Annotated in this window: 19 protein-coding genes; 6 read left to right on the top strand and 13 right to left on the bottom strand. The window is 66.6% G+C overall.

The annotated features are described in order from the left end of the window. Positions 1-335 precede the first annotated feature (335 nt). The 4 genes from RYH79_RS17715 to RYH79_RS17700 all read right to left on the bottom strand — a co-directional run bounded on the left by RYH79_RS17715 (position 336) and on the right by RYH79_RS17700 (position 5363). A complete protein-coding gene (locus RYH79_RS17715) occupies positions 336-956 on the bottom strand; it encodes a DUF7970 domain-containing protein (RefSeq protein WP_370901732.1) in 621 nt (206 codons plus the stop codon). Next, on the bottom strand, positions 953-1945 hold the full coding sequence (locus RYH79_RS17710) for a ParA family protein (RefSeq protein WP_370901731.1): 993 nt from the start codon (positions 1943-1945) through the stop codon (positions 953-955). Before RYH79_RS17710 ends, RYH79_RS17715 begins: the two co-directional genes overlap by 4 nt. 1105 nt (positions 1946-3050) lie before the next feature. Next, entirely contained in the window at positions 3051-3866 is an 816-nt protein-coding gene (locus tag RYH79_RS17705) for a transcriptional regulator TbsP domain-containing protein (protein WP_370901730.1), read from the bottom strand. Positions 3867-3926: 60 nt separating this feature from the next. Then, positions 3927-5363: a sensor histidine kinase gene (locus tag RYH79_RS17700; RefSeq protein ID WP_370901729.1), complete on the bottom strand. Its 1437-nt coding sequence runs from the start codon at positions 5361-5363 to the stop codon at positions 3927-3929. A 202-nt stretch (positions 5364-5565) separates the two neighbouring features. Between RYH79_RS17700 and RYH79_RS17695 the strand changes: the two genes are divergently transcribed. Next, positions 5566-6150, top strand: a complete 585-nt coding sequence (locus RYH79_RS17695; RefSeq protein WP_370901728.1) for an archaellin/type IV pilin N-terminal domain-containing protein — start codon at positions 5566-5568, stop codon at positions 6148-6150. Positions 6151-6257: 107 nt separating this feature from the next. Then, positions 6258-6434, top strand: a complete 177-nt coding sequence (locus RYH79_RS17690) for a hypothetical protein (protein ID WP_370901727.1) — start codon at positions 6258-6260, stop codon at positions 6432-6434. 36 nt (positions 6435-6470) lie between these two features. Here the strand turns inward: RYH79_RS17690 and phoU are convergent, their stop codons facing one another. The 7 genes from phoU to RYH79_RS17655 all read right to left on the bottom strand — a co-directional run bounded on the left by phoU (position 6471) and on the right by RYH79_RS17655 (position 10823). Further along, a complete protein-coding gene (gene phoU, locus RYH79_RS17685) occupies positions 6471-7139 on the bottom strand; it encodes a phosphate signaling complex protein PhoU (RefSeq protein ID WP_370901726.1) in 669 nt (222 codons plus the stop codon). A gap of 170 nt (positions 7140-7309) precedes the next feature. Continuing rightward, positions 7310-8104 (bottom strand): hypothetical protein, encoded by a 795-nt coding sequence (locus RYH79_RS17680; protein WP_370901725.1) that lies wholly within the window; start codon positions 8102-8104, stop codon positions 7310-7312. A gap of 49 nt (positions 8105-8153) precedes the next feature. Continuing rightward, positions 8154-8603 carry a hypothetical protein gene (locus tag RYH79_RS17675; protein ID WP_370901724.1) on the bottom strand — a complete coding sequence of 150 codons (450 nt, stop codon included), beginning with the start codon at positions 8601-8603 and terminating at the stop codon, positions 8154-8156. A gap of 3 nt (positions 8604-8606) precedes the next feature. Next, complete coding sequence (locus RYH79_RS17670; RefSeq protein ID WP_370901723.1) at positions 8607-8921, bottom strand: YbjQ family protein; 315 nt, start codon at positions 8919-8921, stop codon at positions 8607-8609. Positions 8922-8981: 60 nt separating this feature from the next. Then, on the bottom strand, positions 8982-9407 hold the full coding sequence (locus RYH79_RS17665; protein WP_370901722.1) for a hypothetical protein: 426 nt from the start codon (positions 9405-9407) through the stop codon (positions 8982-8984). Continuing rightward, a complete protein-coding gene (locus RYH79_RS17660) occupies positions 9408-10568 on the bottom strand; it encodes a hypothetical protein (RefSeq protein WP_370901721.1) in 1161 nt (386 codons plus the stop codon). A 9-nt stretch (positions 10569-10577) separates the two neighbouring features. Then, positions 10578-10823, bottom strand: coding sequence for a hypothetical protein (locus RYH79_RS17655; protein WP_370901720.1), 246 nt, complete (start codon positions 10821-10823; stop codon positions 10578-10580). A 183-nt stretch (positions 10824-11006) separates the two neighbouring features. Here RYH79_RS17655 and RYH79_RS17650 point away from each other — a divergent pair, with 183 nt between their 5' ends. From RYH79_RS17650 to RYH79_RS17635, 4 genes are all read left to right on the top strand, one after another. Next, positions 11007-11951, top strand: coding sequence for an ArsA family ATPase (locus RYH79_RS17650; protein ID WP_370901719.1), 945 nt, complete (start codon positions 11007-11009; stop codon positions 11949-11951). A 128-nt stretch (positions 11952-12079) separates the two neighbouring features. Then, on the top strand, positions 12080-12979 hold the full coding sequence (uvsE, locus tag RYH79_RS17645; protein ID WP_370901718.1) for a UV DNA damage repair endonuclease UvsE: 900 nt from the start codon (positions 12080-12082) through the stop codon (positions 12977-12979). Between the two features lie 337 nt (positions 12980-13316). Beyond that, positions 13317-14030: a cyclase family protein gene (locus tag RYH79_RS17640; protein WP_370901717.1), complete on the top strand. Its 714-nt coding sequence runs from the start codon at positions 13317-13319 to the stop codon at positions 14028-14030. A 440-nt stretch (positions 14031-14470) separates the two neighbouring features. Next, complete coding sequence (locus RYH79_RS17635) at positions 14471-15850, top strand: MFS transporter (protein ID WP_370901716.1); 1380 nt, start codon at positions 14471-14473, stop codon at positions 15848-15850. A gap of 28 nt (positions 15851-15878) precedes the next feature. On the opposite strand, the gene RYH79_RS17630 is transcribed toward RYH79_RS17635, so the two are convergent. Then, complete coding sequence (locus tag RYH79_RS17630) at positions 15879-16298, bottom strand: hypothetical protein (protein WP_370901715.1); 420 nt, start codon at positions 16296-16298, stop codon at positions 15879-15881. A 196-nt stretch (positions 16299-16494) separates the two neighbouring features. Then, the gene (locus RYH79_RS17625) at positions 16495-17079 is read right to left on the bottom strand and encodes a methyltransferase family protein (protein ID WP_370901714.1); all 585 of its coding nucleotides are present in this window, start codon (positions 17077-17079) and stop codon (positions 16495-16497) included. Positions 17080-17087: the final 8 nt, after the last annotated feature.

Below are 17087 nucleotides of genomic sequence, written 5' to 3'. Positions count from 1 at the left end.
CGTCGCTATCGCTCCCGTCGGCTCCGTTGCCGGTGCCTCGCCTCCGTCGGCCGCTCCGGACGATTCGCACCTCTGTGTCGGATCGTAGAGACGAGCACACGCCCCCATCGAGCAGTGCTGTACCTCCGCCGAGGTGTAGATTCCCCCGATAACTCCCGTCGGAACTGATTCTGCGACGTTCTCACTACCACTCTCCCACCGACACCGACGTACTCCAGGCGTCGCGTCCCGGCCGCGGCGTTCACGTCGGTCCGTCCGCGCTCACCGTTCGGTAGAGAGTAAACCACAGAGCGCTATACGAAACGACGGGAGCCACGGAGTGACGCCGCCTCCGGCTACCCGAGTTCGTCGAACCCTTCGGCACGCATCTGCTCGGCGACGAGTTCCGGGTGCTCCATCGCCGCGACGAGTGCGAACTCCCGTGCGTCCGTCTTCGACACCTCGTCTGTGCCGAGCAGTTCGGCCAGACGGGAGCGGAACGCCGCTTCGCGGTCGGCGACGTGCTCGCGGACGTGGATCTCCAGCCGCTTTCCCCGTTCGTCGCCCACGTTACTCCGCCGAACGAGGTACGGGTACTTACTCCCGACACCTCCGGTCGAGCCCGTCCCGTGGTCGTCGCCTCCTGGCGTCTCGGAGCCACTGTCTCGCTCTGTCTCGACTCCGGGCTCGTTGCCGACTCGCTCGGCGCCACCGCTACCACCTCCGACTGCCTCGCTTTCGACACTCGAACTGCCGACACCCGTGTCACCGGTGCTCGTCTCTTCACCGCTACCGACGCTCGAACTGTCGACGCCGGGGTTCTCGACGGCTGTGCTCTCGTCGACGGTCCCTTCGTCTACCGCCCCGGACACAGTTTCGGCTTCCTCGCTACTGTGCCCTGCGTCGTCACTCTCCGTCTCGTCTCCCTCGTCCCCGTCGTCGCGGCCGAAGTCGAGATCGCCGGAGCCGTCTTTCATGACGACACCTCCGCGGGCTCGGAGCCGTCGAGGTCGATCTCCCGCGTGTCCCGTCCCTCGATGTCCAGTTCCAGTGTCGACTCGACGGCGGCGTCGTAGGTGTCCGTCGCCACGTAGTTTGCGAGCTCGAACAGTCGTTGGAGCGTGTCGACCTCCCGGTCGCGCACTCGGCGGCGACCGGCCTCGCTCACCATCTCCCCGTCCTGCTCGAACGTCTTCCAGCGTTCTTCGACCACTTTGAACGCGGAGCCTCGGGCCTCCCACATGGCGTCCATCAGGCTCTCGCGGTCCCTGATCGTCACCGGGGTGGCGAAGGCGTCCGTGTCGTCGAACTGCTGTCGGTACTGCCGGTGGGCGTTCGTCTGTCCGACCCCGGACGGCACCACACAGGAGAGCCCCACCGCGATGTCGAGTCGTTCCTCCATGTTGCCGACGAGCTCTTCGAGTCCCGAGAGACTGAGGTTCCCCTTTCCAGCGGGCTTGACCGGGGCGACGAGCGTCCGGAGCGCGTAGATCGCGTTGTACAACAGGTCCTCCGCCCGCGCGTTGGGGTCGATGAGGATCGCGTCGTACTCCGACTGGAGCTGTTCGCGCTCCCACAGCAGTCGGTACAGGAGTTCGAACCGGGGGTACTCCTCTCGCGTCGTGTTCTGCATCCCCGTCTCGTAGGAGATCTTCTGCTCGAGGTTGGAGGTGAAGTCGCCGAGCATGTCGTGGCTCGGGACGATGTCGACGCCCTCGTCGGTCGTCTCGATCAGGTCCGCGAACGGCCCGTCTGGCATCTCCAGAACGTGTTTCACGAGGTTGTCCGCCTCGGGATCGCTCCGGTCCGTGCCGGTGTCGAACAGACTCGTGAGGTTCCCCTCCTGTGGATCGAGGTCGACGACGAGCGTGTCGAGCCCCATCCGTTCCAACGCCACCGCGAGGTTGGCCGTCATCGTCGTCTTGTACGTCCCACCCGACTCGGAGTAGACGACTGCTCTGATCACACGCCCCGTTCGTCGTCACTCCAGATAAGTCTGTGTCAGACATCTGTCCTGCACTTTTGTCCCGAACGTCTGTTACAGACTTCTGTTACAGATACCTGTTACAGACACACGCCGTAGTCGGTCGTTGCTGGTGTACACAGACTTGTCTGTGATAGCTGTCTGTAACGACTGTCTGTAACAGACGAGCTGTCCGGCCGAACGTGGCTACCCCCGGATCGATCGTCGTGGACTGTGCGTCACTCGACCCAGACACACGACCGAGACGAGAGGCGTTCCAGACGAGGGTAGCAGACAAGGACAACAGACAGACGTAACAGATGACTGTAACAGATTGCTGTAACAGATGCTTGTAATAGATATTTGTAACAGGTACCTGTAACAGACAAACGAGCGAGAAGTGACTGTAGCAGACGTAACAGATGAGAGTAACAGATGACCGACGATCAGGCAGGCGTGACAGCTGTCCGCTGTGAACTGTGACGACCCGTAGTACTAGATCTTCGGCACGAACGTCTGTAGCAGACTTCTGTAACAGGCCAAATTGATAGCCGTCTGTTACAGAAGTTCGTAACAGATAACTGTTACAGACGTAACAGTGGTCGACAGCGACACCGACGTTTCGAGAGTCGACGGCTACGAACAGCCGTTACAGAAGTCCGTTACTGACAAGTATTACAGACAAACGTCACAGACGATCGTCACGCAGACTGCCTCGACCGGCACACGGGCGCCTCACAGACAGCTGTCACGGATTGCCGATACAGCACACCGTCGAGAGCGACTGTTCTAGACAGTGCATACAGACAGATGTAACAGATTACCATCACAGACGGCTAGTACAGACAAGGTGCACACGGACTGGCACGACAACCACACAGTCGGAAGTGTCCGAGCCTGCGGCAGACGACGGTGACAGACATCGATGACAGTCACCTGTAACAGACAATGGTAACAGAAATACCGTACAGATGTCTGTAACAGGTAGGAAGAACAGAAATGCACCGCAGCTACCGACGACAGACGAGCGGGTACCCTACCCCACGTCACCGCGACGACTACTCTGTCTGTCTCGGCTGTGAGGAGCGCCGAAAAGAGAGGCTCCGGTTCAGGCGGTGGGCAGATACTCGCGGGTGAGTGGCCACAGTTCCTCCGGGTCGGCAGCCGCTAAGTCGCTGTCTGGATCCAGCACGAGACGCAGTCGTGGCCGCCCGATGTCGATGGGTTGTTTCTCGGTGAGGACCACCCCGGTGTCCTCCAGTTGCGACTTCCGGCGCGAGACGGTCGCCTTGCTCGCCAGCCCGACGTCTTCGCTCCACTGGCTGAGGTCGTACAGGAGCCCTTCGTTGCGGGCCGTGACGACGACTAACAGCGTGACGACCGCGTCCAACCCGGTGACGCGTTCTGCACCCTCCAGTGCGCGCTCGAACTCCGCGCTGACCGGCTCGCCGAGCTGTTCTTCCAACGTCTGGATCGTGTGCGACAGCGCCGGTCGCCGGAAGTCGAAGCTGTCGGCGTCCGCGAACTTCTCGCGGTAGGCCTCTCGCACACCGCCGACGAGCGGCTCCGCCTCGGACGCCAGCGCACCGACCGCCTTGCTGCCGTCGACGACGGCGTACACGGCCGACGACGTCGCGAGCAACGTCGTGTCCGCCCGCTCGTCGAACACCCGGATCCGGAGCCGGTCGGCCGCGATCCCCTCCGCGAGCCCGGCGGCGACCTGGAACTCCTCTCTGGCCGTCTTCAGTGCCTCGGCTTCCGCCAACACGTCCACCGCCGGCAGTTCCGCCGGTGACCCGATCACGAGGTCGGCGACGGCCCCCAGCAGTGTCGCCGACGGACCGATCAGGAGACACGACTCGTCCGTGTCGAGGAGCGTCGCTGTCAGCTCGCGACGCCCCCCGGCGAATTCGTTCGATACCACGTTATTTGCAAGACAAGAGTGTTAGCCGTTTGAGTTTTGGGGCCGACGAGAGGGTTCTGACTAGCCCCGTGTCGAGAGACGGGCCGCCGTCCGGTGGTCGGGGAGCGCGTCGGCGTCCATCCGGTCGCCGTCGAACAGGTCCACCCTGGCGGTCGTCCCGTCGTCGACGGCGAACGTGACGGCACCGCCGGAGGCGTCGACGAGCCACTTCGTCAGCCACAGTCCGACCCCGCTCCCGTGTTCCAACGAGGTCTCGACGGCTCGGTTGAGCACCATCCGTTCGTCGTCCGGGAGCCCGGGGCCGTCGTCGGTCACCCGCAGGCGGAGGAACTGACCGACCCGTTCTACGGAGACGACGACCGTCGGCTCCACCCCGGCGTGCTCGCAGGCGTTCTCGACCAACTCCCACACCGCGCGGTCGAACCCTTCGATCACCTCCGTCGCCGTCGCGTCCGTCGCCGACTCGGCCCGAACCGTCGCGTCGGGGAACTCCTCGCGAGCCCGGTCTACTGTTTCCTCGGCGACCGTCTGGAGGTCGACACGCTGCCAGTTCGGATCCTCCAGCAACGACTGGACCCGTCGGGCGTCGCCCGCGGTCGCCAGGAGGTCGTCCGCCGCCTCCCGTGCGGCCGCCAGCGTCTCGGCCACGTCTCCGTCACCCGCCCGACGGGCGTAGTCGACACGCGACCGGATCACGTCCAGGTCGTTGCGGAGGTTGTGCCGGAGGACGCGGTTGAGCACGGACAGTTGCTGTTGGCGACGGCGCCGTTGTGTCACGTCTCGGGCGACGAGCGTACGGGCCGTGTCGTACCCGCCGCCCCCGGCGTCGAACACCCGAACCTCGAACTCGCGGTGTCCGAACGGACCGGTGACGAGGTACTCCTCGTCGACCTCGAACTCGGGCGAGGGTCCCAACAACGCCGTGACCGGCTCGCCGAGCACGTCCGTGCGCGCCCGGTCGAACGCCTCCAGCGCGGCGTCGTTCACCTCGATCACGGTGTCGTCGGGGGCGAGTACGACGACACAGTCCCCGACGCCGAGCGCGACGGCCGCCCCGGCGCGCCCCGGCTCCGGTGTGTCCATCGTCGGTGTCAACTCTCCCGCGAGACTCGTGATCCCGCCGTCGCCGACGGTCACCTCCGTCAGAGACGCCGACGCCGTCGAGTCGTCGTCTGCCGGCCGCCACCGGACGACCGCCGTGTCGCCGTCGCGGACGACCCGTTCGACCTGGAGCCGGCGCCTGTGACGGTCGGACAGCCGGCCGAAGTAGTCGCGGAGCGCGTCGAGACTGTCGAACGCACGCCCGTCGACCGCTCGAATCGACACCCGCTCGGGGTCGGCGAACAGCTCCTCGACTGCTCCCGTCGCCCCGTCGCCCAGGAGCTCTGTCACGAACCGGCGTGCAGCGACTGCCGGGTCCGACGGCTCGCCGGACTGTCGCGTGTGGTCAGACGGCTCGCCGCCACGAGGGTCGCCGTCGTCTGTGCGTTCGGTCACCGTCAGCCCTGTCGAGCCCCAGCGACGTGTATCCTGGGTCCGTGTTTCGCGTGGCCGGCAGACGGGCGTCGAACGAGTCGTCACCAGCCAGGGGACCCGAACCCACCGCCGTCGACGGCGCAGCCGCCACTCGTGCCGGCAGACCCAGTAGATTGAAAGTCGTCGCTTCGTAGATGAAGGCGTGCGTCTCAGAGACGGTTCGGTGAGCACGACTCGCGGCGTCTCGAGTGTCGTCGCGGTCGTCCTGTTGGTCGCAGTCACCGTCGTCCTCGCCGGGACGGTGTTCGTCTTCGTCGACGGCGCGGCCCAGGGGTTACGCCAGCCGGCGCCACAGGTCGCACAGTCGAGTGTCGAGTTCCCGACCCAGTCCGGGTTCGCCGACGGGGTCGTCCGGGTCACACACCGAGGCGGCGACCCCGTCCCGGTTGCGAACGTCCGAGTCCAGGTCGACACGAGCGACGTGGCCGGCTGTGACACCGACAGCGCCGAGATCCTGAACCTCCCATCCACCCGGAGTGGGCTCGGTAACCTGGGCTACGGCGAGGAGAACTTCGCGGCGGGCGACGACAGTCCGATCGACGAGGGCGGCCCCGACGCGGAGTGGTCCGCCGGCGCGCTCCACGCCGACACCGGCCCGAACTTCGTCGTCGGTGACAGCTTCGCGTTCCGACTCACCCCCTCGGAGTGTCCGGTCGCGCCCGGCGAGACCGTCCGCGTCACTGTCGTCCACGAGCCCAGCAGGCAGGTTATCTTCACCGTCACCGCCACAGCACGCGACGGTGGGTGACTCCCTGGGTAGTGCGCCAGGTTACCCGCCGCACAGGCCGACGAGGATCGTCTCGGTCGCCAGACAGTTCGGACGACGGCCGTGTTCTCTCCTCGCGTAGTCGTCTCGTGGGCTCGGCAGACACGCAGTCCGTCCCCAAACTGGCCGGACTTCGGATCGAAACGACGGTGTACGTGCCGTGTGGGGTCGTCGGCTCGACGGCGTACACCGGAGACGCCTCCGGCTTCTGGGCGCTCGTGACGACGCCCGCCCTGGCGGCGTTCGCGGCGGCACGGCCGCTGTAGTCCCGCAGCGTCCCAGAAGATCCGTCTTCGAGCCGACTACAGGAGGGCGTCGTCGTTCTCGGCCGCGAACAGCGTCCGTCCGGCGACGTTGACGGCGTGGTCGCCGGCCCGCTCCAGGTCTCGCAGCGTGAGCAGGAGCCGCGACACCTCCGACAACAGTGTGTCGACGTCCGGGCCGCCGACACCGTCACCGACGACGAGCGAGCGGACGACCGACTCGCTGGCCGTCTCACACATCGCGTCCACCTCGTCGTCGGCCGCGGCCACGTCGAAACACTGCTCCGGGTCCTCGGCGGCGTAGGCGTCCGTCGCGGCACTGAGGTTCTCCAACACGGTCTCGCCGATCCGTTGGACGTCCACGTCCGGCGCCACCGTGTACTCCACGCCGGTCGCGTACTCCGCGAGGTTGACCGCGAGATCTCCGATCCGTTCCAGATCCGTGAGGATCTTGAACGAGGCGACGATCAGTCGCAGGTCACCCGCGACGGGTTGTTGGAGCGCGAGCAGGTCGACACAGTCGCTCTCCAGCTCCAAGAACAGGTCGTCCACGTCGTCGTCGGTCTGGACCACCCGCTGGGCCAACCTCTCGTCCCGGTCGACGAGCGCGTCCAGCGCGTCCCGCAGTTGGCCTTCGACCAACTCACCGAGGTACAACACGTTCTCGCGCAGTTCGTCCAGCATCTCTCTATAGCTCTCCCGTGACATATTGTATCACGGTGGTGACGCCGGGGCGATTTATCCGTTTCGAAGGATTCTGACGGAGGAGAACCCCCGACACGACCCGTTCGCGCCGCCCGGAGCGTCCGTGCCGCCTGTGGCCGACGTGGCCGACTCGCCGGCCGTCGGCGAGTAGTCCGACGCGTTCCCGGCGTCGCTCAGTCGCCGCCGAACGGTCTGGCGTCCGCGAGGTCGAACAGGTACTCGACGTCCGCCCGGGCGTAGTGGTCCAGCATCGCCCGCAGTTCGTCGGCGTCGACGGCGGGGGTATCACTTCCGTCGGCCGTGTCGCCGTCGGTGTCACTGTCGCTGACGGTGTCATCGCCGCCATCGGCGTCACCGTCACCGCCGCTGCCGCCCGCGACAGTTCCACCCGCGTCGACGGCGTCGAGGTAGATCTCGCCGAGCCGCGCGACATCTCTCGACTCCACGGGCTCGTCCGGCGTCGTCGGCCACGCCGCCCGCGGGACACCGTGGTCGAACCCCGTCGGGTCCGTCGCCGTGGGGTCGATCCCGACCGCCCGCAGCGTCCCCTCCAGCGAGGTGTAGTCACCGAACGCCGTCCACGCCGGCGGCTGGAGGTCGACGTGGTCGATCCGGTCGACGAGCGCCTCCGCCCGCTCGAACGGCTCGCGTCGCCCGGCGGCCGCGCCGGCGATCCGCGCCCGGCCGACGAGGTGGAGCATGTCGAACTCCGTGCCGTTGTACGTCACCACCGTCTCCACGTCGGCGAGGCTGTCGACGATCCACTCCGCGACCGCCAACTCGGCCGTCGACCCCCAGCCGTCCCGCCAGTGGACCGCCGTCTCCCGGCTGCCGTCGGGGTACTCGTACGCGACGGCGGCCGCGAGCAGTTCGAAGTGTTGGGAGTCGCGGAAGTCCGGCTGCTCGTCGTCGTCCAGTTGGGGCGATACCGTCTCGATGTCGAACGCCGCACGCACGGGTCTCGTCACACTCGCGCCGTCGCCCCCGAGACGGTTCGAGTTGTCGACACGCGGCCGACTACCCCAGCCGGACGGGGTCGTCGCCGGTCGTCGGCTCTGCGGGCGCCCGCCGGAGGAAAACCGGCACGAACCCGAGCCAGGCGGCGAAGAACACGACCGCGAGCGTCGGCCGCGTGATCGACAGCAGCGCGTCGACGGCGCCGACGGCCGTCGCGGCCAGTCCCAGTGCCAGCGGCGCTCGGTTGCTCACCCAGCCGTAGTAGGCGCCCAGTAGCGACCCGACAGCGTAACAGACAGTGTACCGGACGACCGCGGCGACGACGGCGTCGCCGACCACGATCGCCGTCGCGACCCGGGCGTCGATTCCGGTCACCTGGACGAGCAGCTCCCCGCCGTGGTACGGCGACCCGGCACCGAACGCCGCGACCGACACCGTCGCCACTCCCGTCGCGACGCCGACCGAGCGCCCGACACGGACGCCCGTCTGTGCGGGGTCGGCGCGCTCCATCGCTCACTCCAGCCGAACTGCGGTGCCGTAGGCGATCACCTCGCTGCCGCCGTTGGCGATGGCCGAACTCTCCATTCGGACGTTGACGATCGCGTCCGCGTCCATCGACTCGGCGTCCTCGACCATCCGCTCCAGCGCCTCGTCTCTGGCGTCCGACAGCAGCTCCGAGTACGCCTTCAGCTCCCCGCCGGTGATGTTGCGGATGCTCTGAGTGATGTCCCGCCCGACGTTGCGTGCTCTGACCGTGTTCCCGCGAACGACTCCGAGTGACGCCGCAATCTCCTCGCCCGGCACCGTCTCCGTACTGACAACCTCCATGCACGGATTGGACGGCGGCGACGACTTGAATCCGAGTGTCGGTGTTCAGACTGTGCACCGCTACTCGTACGAGGGGAGACAACTTCTGAAGAGTATATGGCTCGATATCAGCAGAAGTACTACCGCAGAAACGACTACCAGAACCTCCGAAATCACCTCGTCGCTGTCGAACAGTCCGATTAGTGACCAGATGCTCCAGAGAAGCATCGCTGCCCACACGATAGCTGCTCCTACCAGTAATATGCCCTCGTAGAGTTCTGCCTGTGTCGTATCCGCCTCCTCCTCTGACTCTTGATCAACATCGAGGTTTTCAAGGAGATTAAATAGCACCGTTGCAAGAACGACTGTCGAGCCAATCTGCACCCAAATCACGACACTTGGAGACTGCGACGCGACGAGAATGTACACCCAGTTCACTACTGGGAGGAACGCGAGCGCAGTGGTCTCGTCACCCAAGAGTGACAGAGAGTCGCCTAGAAGTGACATCTACAGCGTCTCCAGCCGCACGCGTTCAACGAGCTGATTTCCGTCCTCAATGGTCTCTGAGGCGAACCCAGGGTTGCGATCTCCGAAGACCTCCATTGTATCGCGGAGAACCGGTCTTGCCCAGTTCCCCTTTGCGTGGATATCGACGAACCCAGGGTGGTATTTGTAATTGTCTTTTCGGATCCACTCGTGGATCACTTCGTCGTAAATCGGCCTCGGTTCAGCGTCTGGAGTAACAAAAACGGCGAACGGACACTCTGAGATCGCGGTATAGAAGAAATCCTGGTAGTCCTCCTCACTCCACCTTTCTTCTTCGACCTTGTCTCTGTACAGACGCTCGAACAGCGCTCCCTCTGAGAAGTACCCGTCCCCACAGAGGCTACACAGCGTCTGAGCGTCCGCTGGGTCACCACCAGCCCTGTCGCGGTACGCGTCTGCAATGTCTCCTCGGAACTCTCGCACTGCCTCCCTCTGTATCTCCGTTCGCTCTGTCAGACGATTGAGCACGAGCGCCTCCTTCAGAACAGTACGGTACTCCTCTGGAATCTTGTCTCGAAAGAAGTCGAAGCGATCCTTACTCCCCCCACGGAGATTAGCGACAGATGCAACATCCCCGAATTCCTCCAGCGGGAACCCATCTTCCTCTTCGTACGACTGCCGGAATTGCGGGGCGAATCGCTCTAATGTTCCATCGGGGAGCTGCTCGGGGTCGAGGTACAGGATGTCTCTTCCCTCTTCACGATTGAGACGCGCCTCGGCACCATCGAGTCCAGTGATGTGGACCTGAGTCGGCTCGGAATGTTCGAACAGGCACCCGAACGAACCTTCGACGGGGAAGTCCTCCTCTGGGCGATTATCCAGCGGCTGACCACCGTCAGTTACCCAGTCCCACAGCTCCATCCGACGACTTCGCGGGAGCGACTCGTAGTCGAAGACGTACTTTACGAGCCACTCACCGTCTCCTGGCAGACGGTCGGAAACGGATGAAAGCGAACCCCGAAACCGGTCGGCAAGACCACTGTCTTCGTCTGGGTGTATCGATTCTCTAAGTTTAGTGCTCAAGGAGGATTCGAGCAGATTTTTATCTTTGAGTGAGGCAATGATGCGGTCTCTGGCAAGGATTGGAATGATATCCCAGCCATCGGCCGAATCGTCTCCCATTCTGACCGATTAGTCGTCCCACAGATTTTCGTCGCTCACACGAGAGACGACAGCAGAGAAATCTGCTTCCACAGGCTCTATAGAACCATGACCGAGGTACCCGATCTCGTCGATAGTCAATTCTTCACCGTCTTCTGACCTGACTACCTCACCGGTCTCCGTATCGACGAGATAACCGTCGTCGTTGACCTCCGCCCCGAGCAGAGGTAGTACGGAATCCAGACGATCACGGTGGACGACGAGTTCTGGTGGCATGAGCGATGTGCCTCTTTGTCTCACGAATGAGTGATGTCTCCCCGGGAATAAACTTACCGCATAGCGTTCTCAGACGTGACACTAGAACAACACAGCCAGACGACAACTCTCGAAGTCGCCTACTGACTGATGACTCTGAGATCCGCCAGACGATTTATACAGACGACGAACGAGGGTTCGACAGTGCCCGAATTCGTGTTGTACGGCGGTAAGGGTGGTGTCGGGAAGACTACGCTCGCGGCGGCGACGGGGCTCCAGGCGGCCGAGGCCGGCCGGCGGACGCTGATCGTGAGCACGGACCCCGCACACAGCGTCGGGGACGTGCTCGACTGCGAGGTGGGCGAACGGCCGACGAGCGTCCCGCCGACGCGGGACCTGTACGCGCTGGAGGTGGACCCGCGCGAGCGGTTCCGTCGGCGCTACGGCGAGACGTTCGACGAGCTGCTGGGTGACGCACAGTCGCTCGGGTTCGACGTCGACGAGTCGGACGTGCAGGACGTGTCCCGCCGCGGACTGGTCCCCGGCGCCGACGAGGTGGCGGTCGTCGACCTGTTCGCCGAGTACGACGCAGACGACGACTGGGAGGTGGTCGTGTTCGACACTGCGCCGACGGGCCACACGCTGCGACTACTGGAACTGCCGGACGTGCTCGACACGACCGTCGGCAAACTCCTGTCGGCCCGCGAACGAGTGCGGTCGGTCACCGACACCGTCGGCCGTCTCTTCGGCGGCTCCGACGACGACGACGGAGGGCGTTCGTACACCGACCGGGCGACGACGCTCCAGTCGACGGTCGACCGCGTCGGCGACCGGCTCCGGGAGGCCCACCACACGGAGTTCCGTGTCGTCGCTCTCCCGGAACGAGTCGCGCTGGCGGAGACCCGCCGACTCGTCGCGGAACTGGACGAGGCCGGCGTCCCCGCCGACACCGTCTTACTCAACCGGACGCTCCGCGAGCCCCCGGGTGACTGCCCGAACTGCGCGCCGCGGTACGAGCGCCAGCGAGCGGCCGTGAGCGACGCCACCGACGACATCGACCGGACGGTCGTGGAGGTGCCGCTCGTGTCCGACGCCGAGGGCCGCGACCGGGTCGCCCGCGTCGCAGACCACGTCCCCGCCGTGGAGTAACGGAACCGGACGACGACGCGCCGCGAGCCGACGCGCAGCCGTCTCCTCGCCGCTCGGCGTCGCCGCTGTCTCCGTCTCGCGCACGGTCGGACAGAAAGGCCCATGCGGCCGCCCGCCGAACGGAGTCCGTGCTCGGTTACGCCGCGATGAACCGGACGCTCCGCGAAGAGTCGCCGCCCGTCCGTTGCAACCGGAGTATGCAGGAGGCGACGTTCGAAGAGCGTGGGCTGTCGTACGTCTCGGAGCTAGCGCTCCAGAACGTCCGTGATCTCCTGTCGATCCTCCGGTGGAACGTTCGGCACGGAATCTTCTTCTACCGGTGTACGTCGAAGCTGCTCCCCTGGAACCTCCGGTACGAGGTCGAGGAGCTCCCGCAGTACGACGAGCTCGCGGACCGACTCGCCGAGGTCGGCGCGTTCGTCCGCGAGAACGGGATCAGGCTGACGTTCCACCCGAACTACTACTGCAAGCTGGCGAGCACGTCCGAAGACACCGCTCGGCGGTCGGCGCGGGACCTGGCGAACCACGGACGGTGGCTCGACCTGATGGAGCTGCCGCGGACGCCGTACCACGCGATCAACGTCCACGTCGGAGCGACGTACGGCGACCGAGAGGCGACGCTCGCGCGCTTCTGCGAGCGCGTCGACGACCTCCCGACGCGGGCTGCCGACCGACTCGTCGTCGAGAACGACGACGACGAGGGACTGTACGCCGTCGGCGAGCTCGCGGACGGCGTCACGAACGAGTGTGGCGTGCCGGTGACCTTCGACTACCACCACCACAAGTTCACCCACCGCGGAGCGACCTACCGCGAGGGGTTCGCCCGCGCCCGGGAGACGTGGGACGAGCGCCCGGTCGTGCACCTCTCGGAGGCGGAACGACTCCACACCGGCGACACGTCCGTCCGTCCACAGAGCCACGCGACGTACGTCGAGACCGTCCCGGACTGGCTCCGGGCCGCGGCGGACGTGATGCTGGAGGCGGACGCGAAGGAACGAGCCGTCCTGTACCACACACTCACGCGGTGACGCGCCGTCTCGCCCGCGTGCATCCGAGTCGGCGGCGTCGCTACCGAACGTCTCCGTCACGACCGTCGTTCACGCCCCTCCGCCACGCACGTCTGCCGCGGTCGTCTGGCTCGTTCTTCTGCTACGGCCGTCTGCCGCTCTTCTATTACAGTTGTCTGTTGTAGTTGTCTGTTGTAGTTGTTTGTTACGTTCGTCTGTTACATTTGTCTATTACAGCCGTCTGCTACAGCCACCTGTTACGCTTGTCTGTTACAGATAGCCAGAAACAACGCCCCGGCCACTCACACCCGCGCACTGCCCGCAACCCTCTTGACCCGCCGCGGGCACCGCTCCGTCGGTGCGCGACCTCACACACGAGATCGAGACGGGGATGCAGACGTACCCGGGCGACCCGGCGGTGTCGGTGACGCCCGCGGCGACGGTGGAGACGGACGGGTACGCCGTCCGCCGGGTCGAACTCGGGAGTCACGCCGGTACCCACGTCGACGCCCCGGCACACGTCCTCGCCGACGGCCGGACGCTGGCGTCGTTCGACCCGGAGACGTTCGTCTTCGACGCCGTTCGGGTGGACTGCCGGGACCTGGGCGCCCGCGAGGCGGTGCCGGCCGACCGGGTGCCGACGGACACCGACGCCGACTGTGTCGTGTTCGACACGGGCTGGGCCGACCACTGGGGGGCGGCACGCTACCGTGACCACCCGTACCTCGCGCCCGCCGCCGGCCGAGCGTGTGCCGAAGCGGGGCTGGCAGTCGCCACGGACACACTGAGCCCCGACCCGACCCCGCCCGCCGATCACGGTAGTGGCGGGGGTAGTGAGGGCGGGAGCCACCACGCGAACGGTGACGAGAACCGAGCGGACGAACCCGACGGTGTCCCGGTCCACGAGGCGGTCCTGGGGGCCGAACGGCCGATCGTCGAGAACCTGACCGGGCTCGCGGGACTGGATCGGTTCGAACTCCGGGCGCTCCCGTTGGCGCTCGACGGGGACGGAGCGCCGGTCCGAGCCGTCGCCGTCGAGTCGTCGTCGCCGACCGAGGCGTCACCGGAGTGATCACCTCGACGGGAGTGACGCCGAGGTGATCACCGTGGCGGACACGGCGCCAGATTCAATACCCCGACGAACACAGCAGCCGGTGTGCCGCGACGGCGACCGCTCACCACGTTCTCGCGCCGTCTGCTGGCCCTCGCGCGGGCCGGATAGCTGCAGCACTCGTCTCGTCTCCGACCGCCGCAGCCGTCCGCGCCCATGCCACGCACACACACGGCCCGAACGGGCCACAGCCGTCGCACCGCCACGGTCGCCGTCCGCGACCGCAGAAGCACCGCTCACCACGCCGCTCACCGTACCGCTCGTCGCTGCCGCCACCACGCCACGACAGACTCACGACGAACTCCCTACTACACCCCAACTGACACCCCACCGACGCCACACTGCACCGTCACCAGTCTCACGTCGACGCCACACTCCACCACACGCCAGAGGTGGTCGCCGTGATCGACCCGACGACCGACCGGGGCCACCTCCTCCGGCGGAACGCTCCGTTCCGGCGGTTTCTCGCCGGGGAGTTCGTCACCAACCTGGGCGACAGCCTCTACGCCGTCGCGGTGCTCTGGTTCGCCCTCCAGACCAGCGGCTCGCCGCTGGTCGTCTCGGTGGTCAACGCCGCGCTGCTGACGCCGTGGCTGTTGCAGTTCGCCGCCGGCGCCGTCGTCGACCGCGTCGACGTGGTCCGACTGCTCGTCGTCGTCCAACTGCTCCAGGGTGTCGGTGTCGCCGGACTCGCGGTCGCCGGCGCGACCGGCCGGCTCGCCGTCCCGTTGCTGACCGCCGTCGTCGCGGCACTGGCGGGGCTCGCGGTGACGCTCACGCCGGTCCAGGCCCGTCTCGTTCCGCGGCTCGTCGCCGACGAACGACTGTCGACCGGTAACGGGCTGCTCGCGACGGTCACGCTCGGACTCGACACCGTGTTCGAGGCCGTCGGCGGACTGTTGATCCCCGTCTTCGGCGTCGAGGCGCTGCTGGCGGCCGACGCCGCGACGTTCCTCGTCGCCGCCGTGTTGTTCGCTCGCGTCCGCCCGGGACTGACGGGTGGTGACGACGGAGCCGACACCGACGTCGACACCGCCACCGACGGCGGTGACACGGACTCCGGCGGTGACACGGGCTCCGGCGGTGACACGGGCTCCGGCGGTGACAGTCGACCCTCCGTCTCGGACGCAGTCACGGCGTACGTCGCCGACACCCGCGAGGGGATTGCGGCGCTCCGCGGGACGGTGTTCGTCGAGCTCGTCGGGGTGTCGGCCGTGTTCCACCTCGCACTCGGAGCGACGTTGACACTGCTCCCGGTGTACGCCGCGACCCGCGGCGGTGCCGGGACGTACGGACTCCTCTTGGGTGCGTTCGGCGTCGGTCGCGTCGTCGGGACGAACGTCGCCGACCGACTCACCGGGCTGCCGTACGGGTGGTTCCGGGCCGGCACGTCGCTGGCGGCCGCCGGCGCCTGGGTCGCGTCCGTCGCAACCACCTCCCGGCTCGCCGCCGTCGTTCTGTTCGGGCTGGCGTGGGTGCCGGCCGGCGCCAACGGTGTCTTCGTGTCGACGCTCAACCAACGGCTGTTCCCGTCGGAACTGCTCGGTCGCGTCTCCTCGCTGAAAGGGACCGCCTCGACGGCGACGCTGCCGGTCGGGTCGCTCCTGGGTGGCGTCGCCGCGACACTCCTGGACGCTCGAACGGCGATGGCGCTCGGCGCCACGGGGTTCGCGTTCGTTGGCCTCTGGTTCTGCCTCCGACCACGACTCCGCCGGCTCCCGTCCGTTCGAGCGGCCACGCCGGCCGCGTTCGACGTGACCGTCGGCGACGACCCGGAGTGATCCGCCGGGAGAACGAACGCCGACCTCACTAGTCGAACGCGCCCGGGATCGGGACGCCGTCGCGGAGGAGCCAGCCGGCGCGGCGGCGTGACGCCAGGAACGCCCCCTGTGGCCCGCGGTCGGCGGCCATCTGCGCCGTCACGAGGAACACGACGCTGCCGCCGTCGACGAACGGCGCCCGGAGGTTGAAGGGGACGCTCGACGGTGGCCTGAGCCGGTAGTCTCCCGGCGCGCGCTCGTACACCGTCGTGTCCGCGACGAGCTCGTAGGCGTCGCCTCGGACGGGCGTGTCCGACACGAGGAGTGAACCGTCGCCGTGACCGACGCTCCAGAACACCTGTTCGTCGCCCGTCGCCGGCCCGTCGAAGAACACCGGCCGCACGCGGTCTGGCACCGGAACCCGACGGTCCGCCCCTACCGTCCGTGCCGCGACTGCTCGCCACGTCACATTAGACGTTCGTGTCTCCTTCGTTAAGTAGTCTTCGAGACTCGAACCCTGAACTGAACTCGAGTTCGAGTGGACAGCCTCTGTCGCTTCGAGTAGACGAGAACGACCCCTCCGGCCGAGTCGGGCGACGAGTCAGCCACTGCCCCCGGATTCTCTATAGCGGCATACAGTTTACTCACGGGGGAGGCGACGCTCGCTACCACACGAACGGGATCAGCCGGTACGGCACCTTCCGGGTGTACGCGGCGTAGTCTTCGAGTTCCCGACGCAGCGTTCGTTCCTCCAGTCGGACGCGGTGGCCGTAGCCGACGATCGCTCCGCCGGTGGCGGCCACGACACTCACCCAGTTGCCGCAGGCTACCCCGACCCCGAGGTAGGTGACGACCGCGCCCGTGTACGACGGGTGTCGCACCCAGGCGTACGGCCCGGTGTCGACTACCTCCCGGTCCGCAACCACGACCCGGTGGCTGAACTGCTCGCCCAACGTGACGACTGCCGTCATTCGGACGGCGAAGCCGACGAGCATCACGACGACACCCAGCCAGAACGAACCGTTCGGGGCCGGCAGCGTCCCGACGCCGGCCAGCGGCGCGACCACCGCGACGGTCGTCCCGGCGGCCGTCGCGGCCCACAACACCCAGAACGACCCCGCTCCGTCCGCGGCCGGGCGGTCGCCCAGCCCGAGGTACTGCCGGACGATCAGTTCGCGGCTCCCCAGTAAGAGCCCGACTCCGAACAACACCCACAGCTCCGGCGGCGTGAGGTACACCGGCGTCGCCATCGCTCGTG

Source organism: Halobaculum sp. MBLA0143, assembly GCF_041361465.1.
GTDB lineage: Archaea > Halobacteriota > Halobacteria > Halobacteriales > Haloferacaceae > JAHENP01.
The sequence above is the reverse complement of the archived record's forward strand: the minus strand, read 5'-3'. Positions and strand labels throughout refer to the sequence as shown.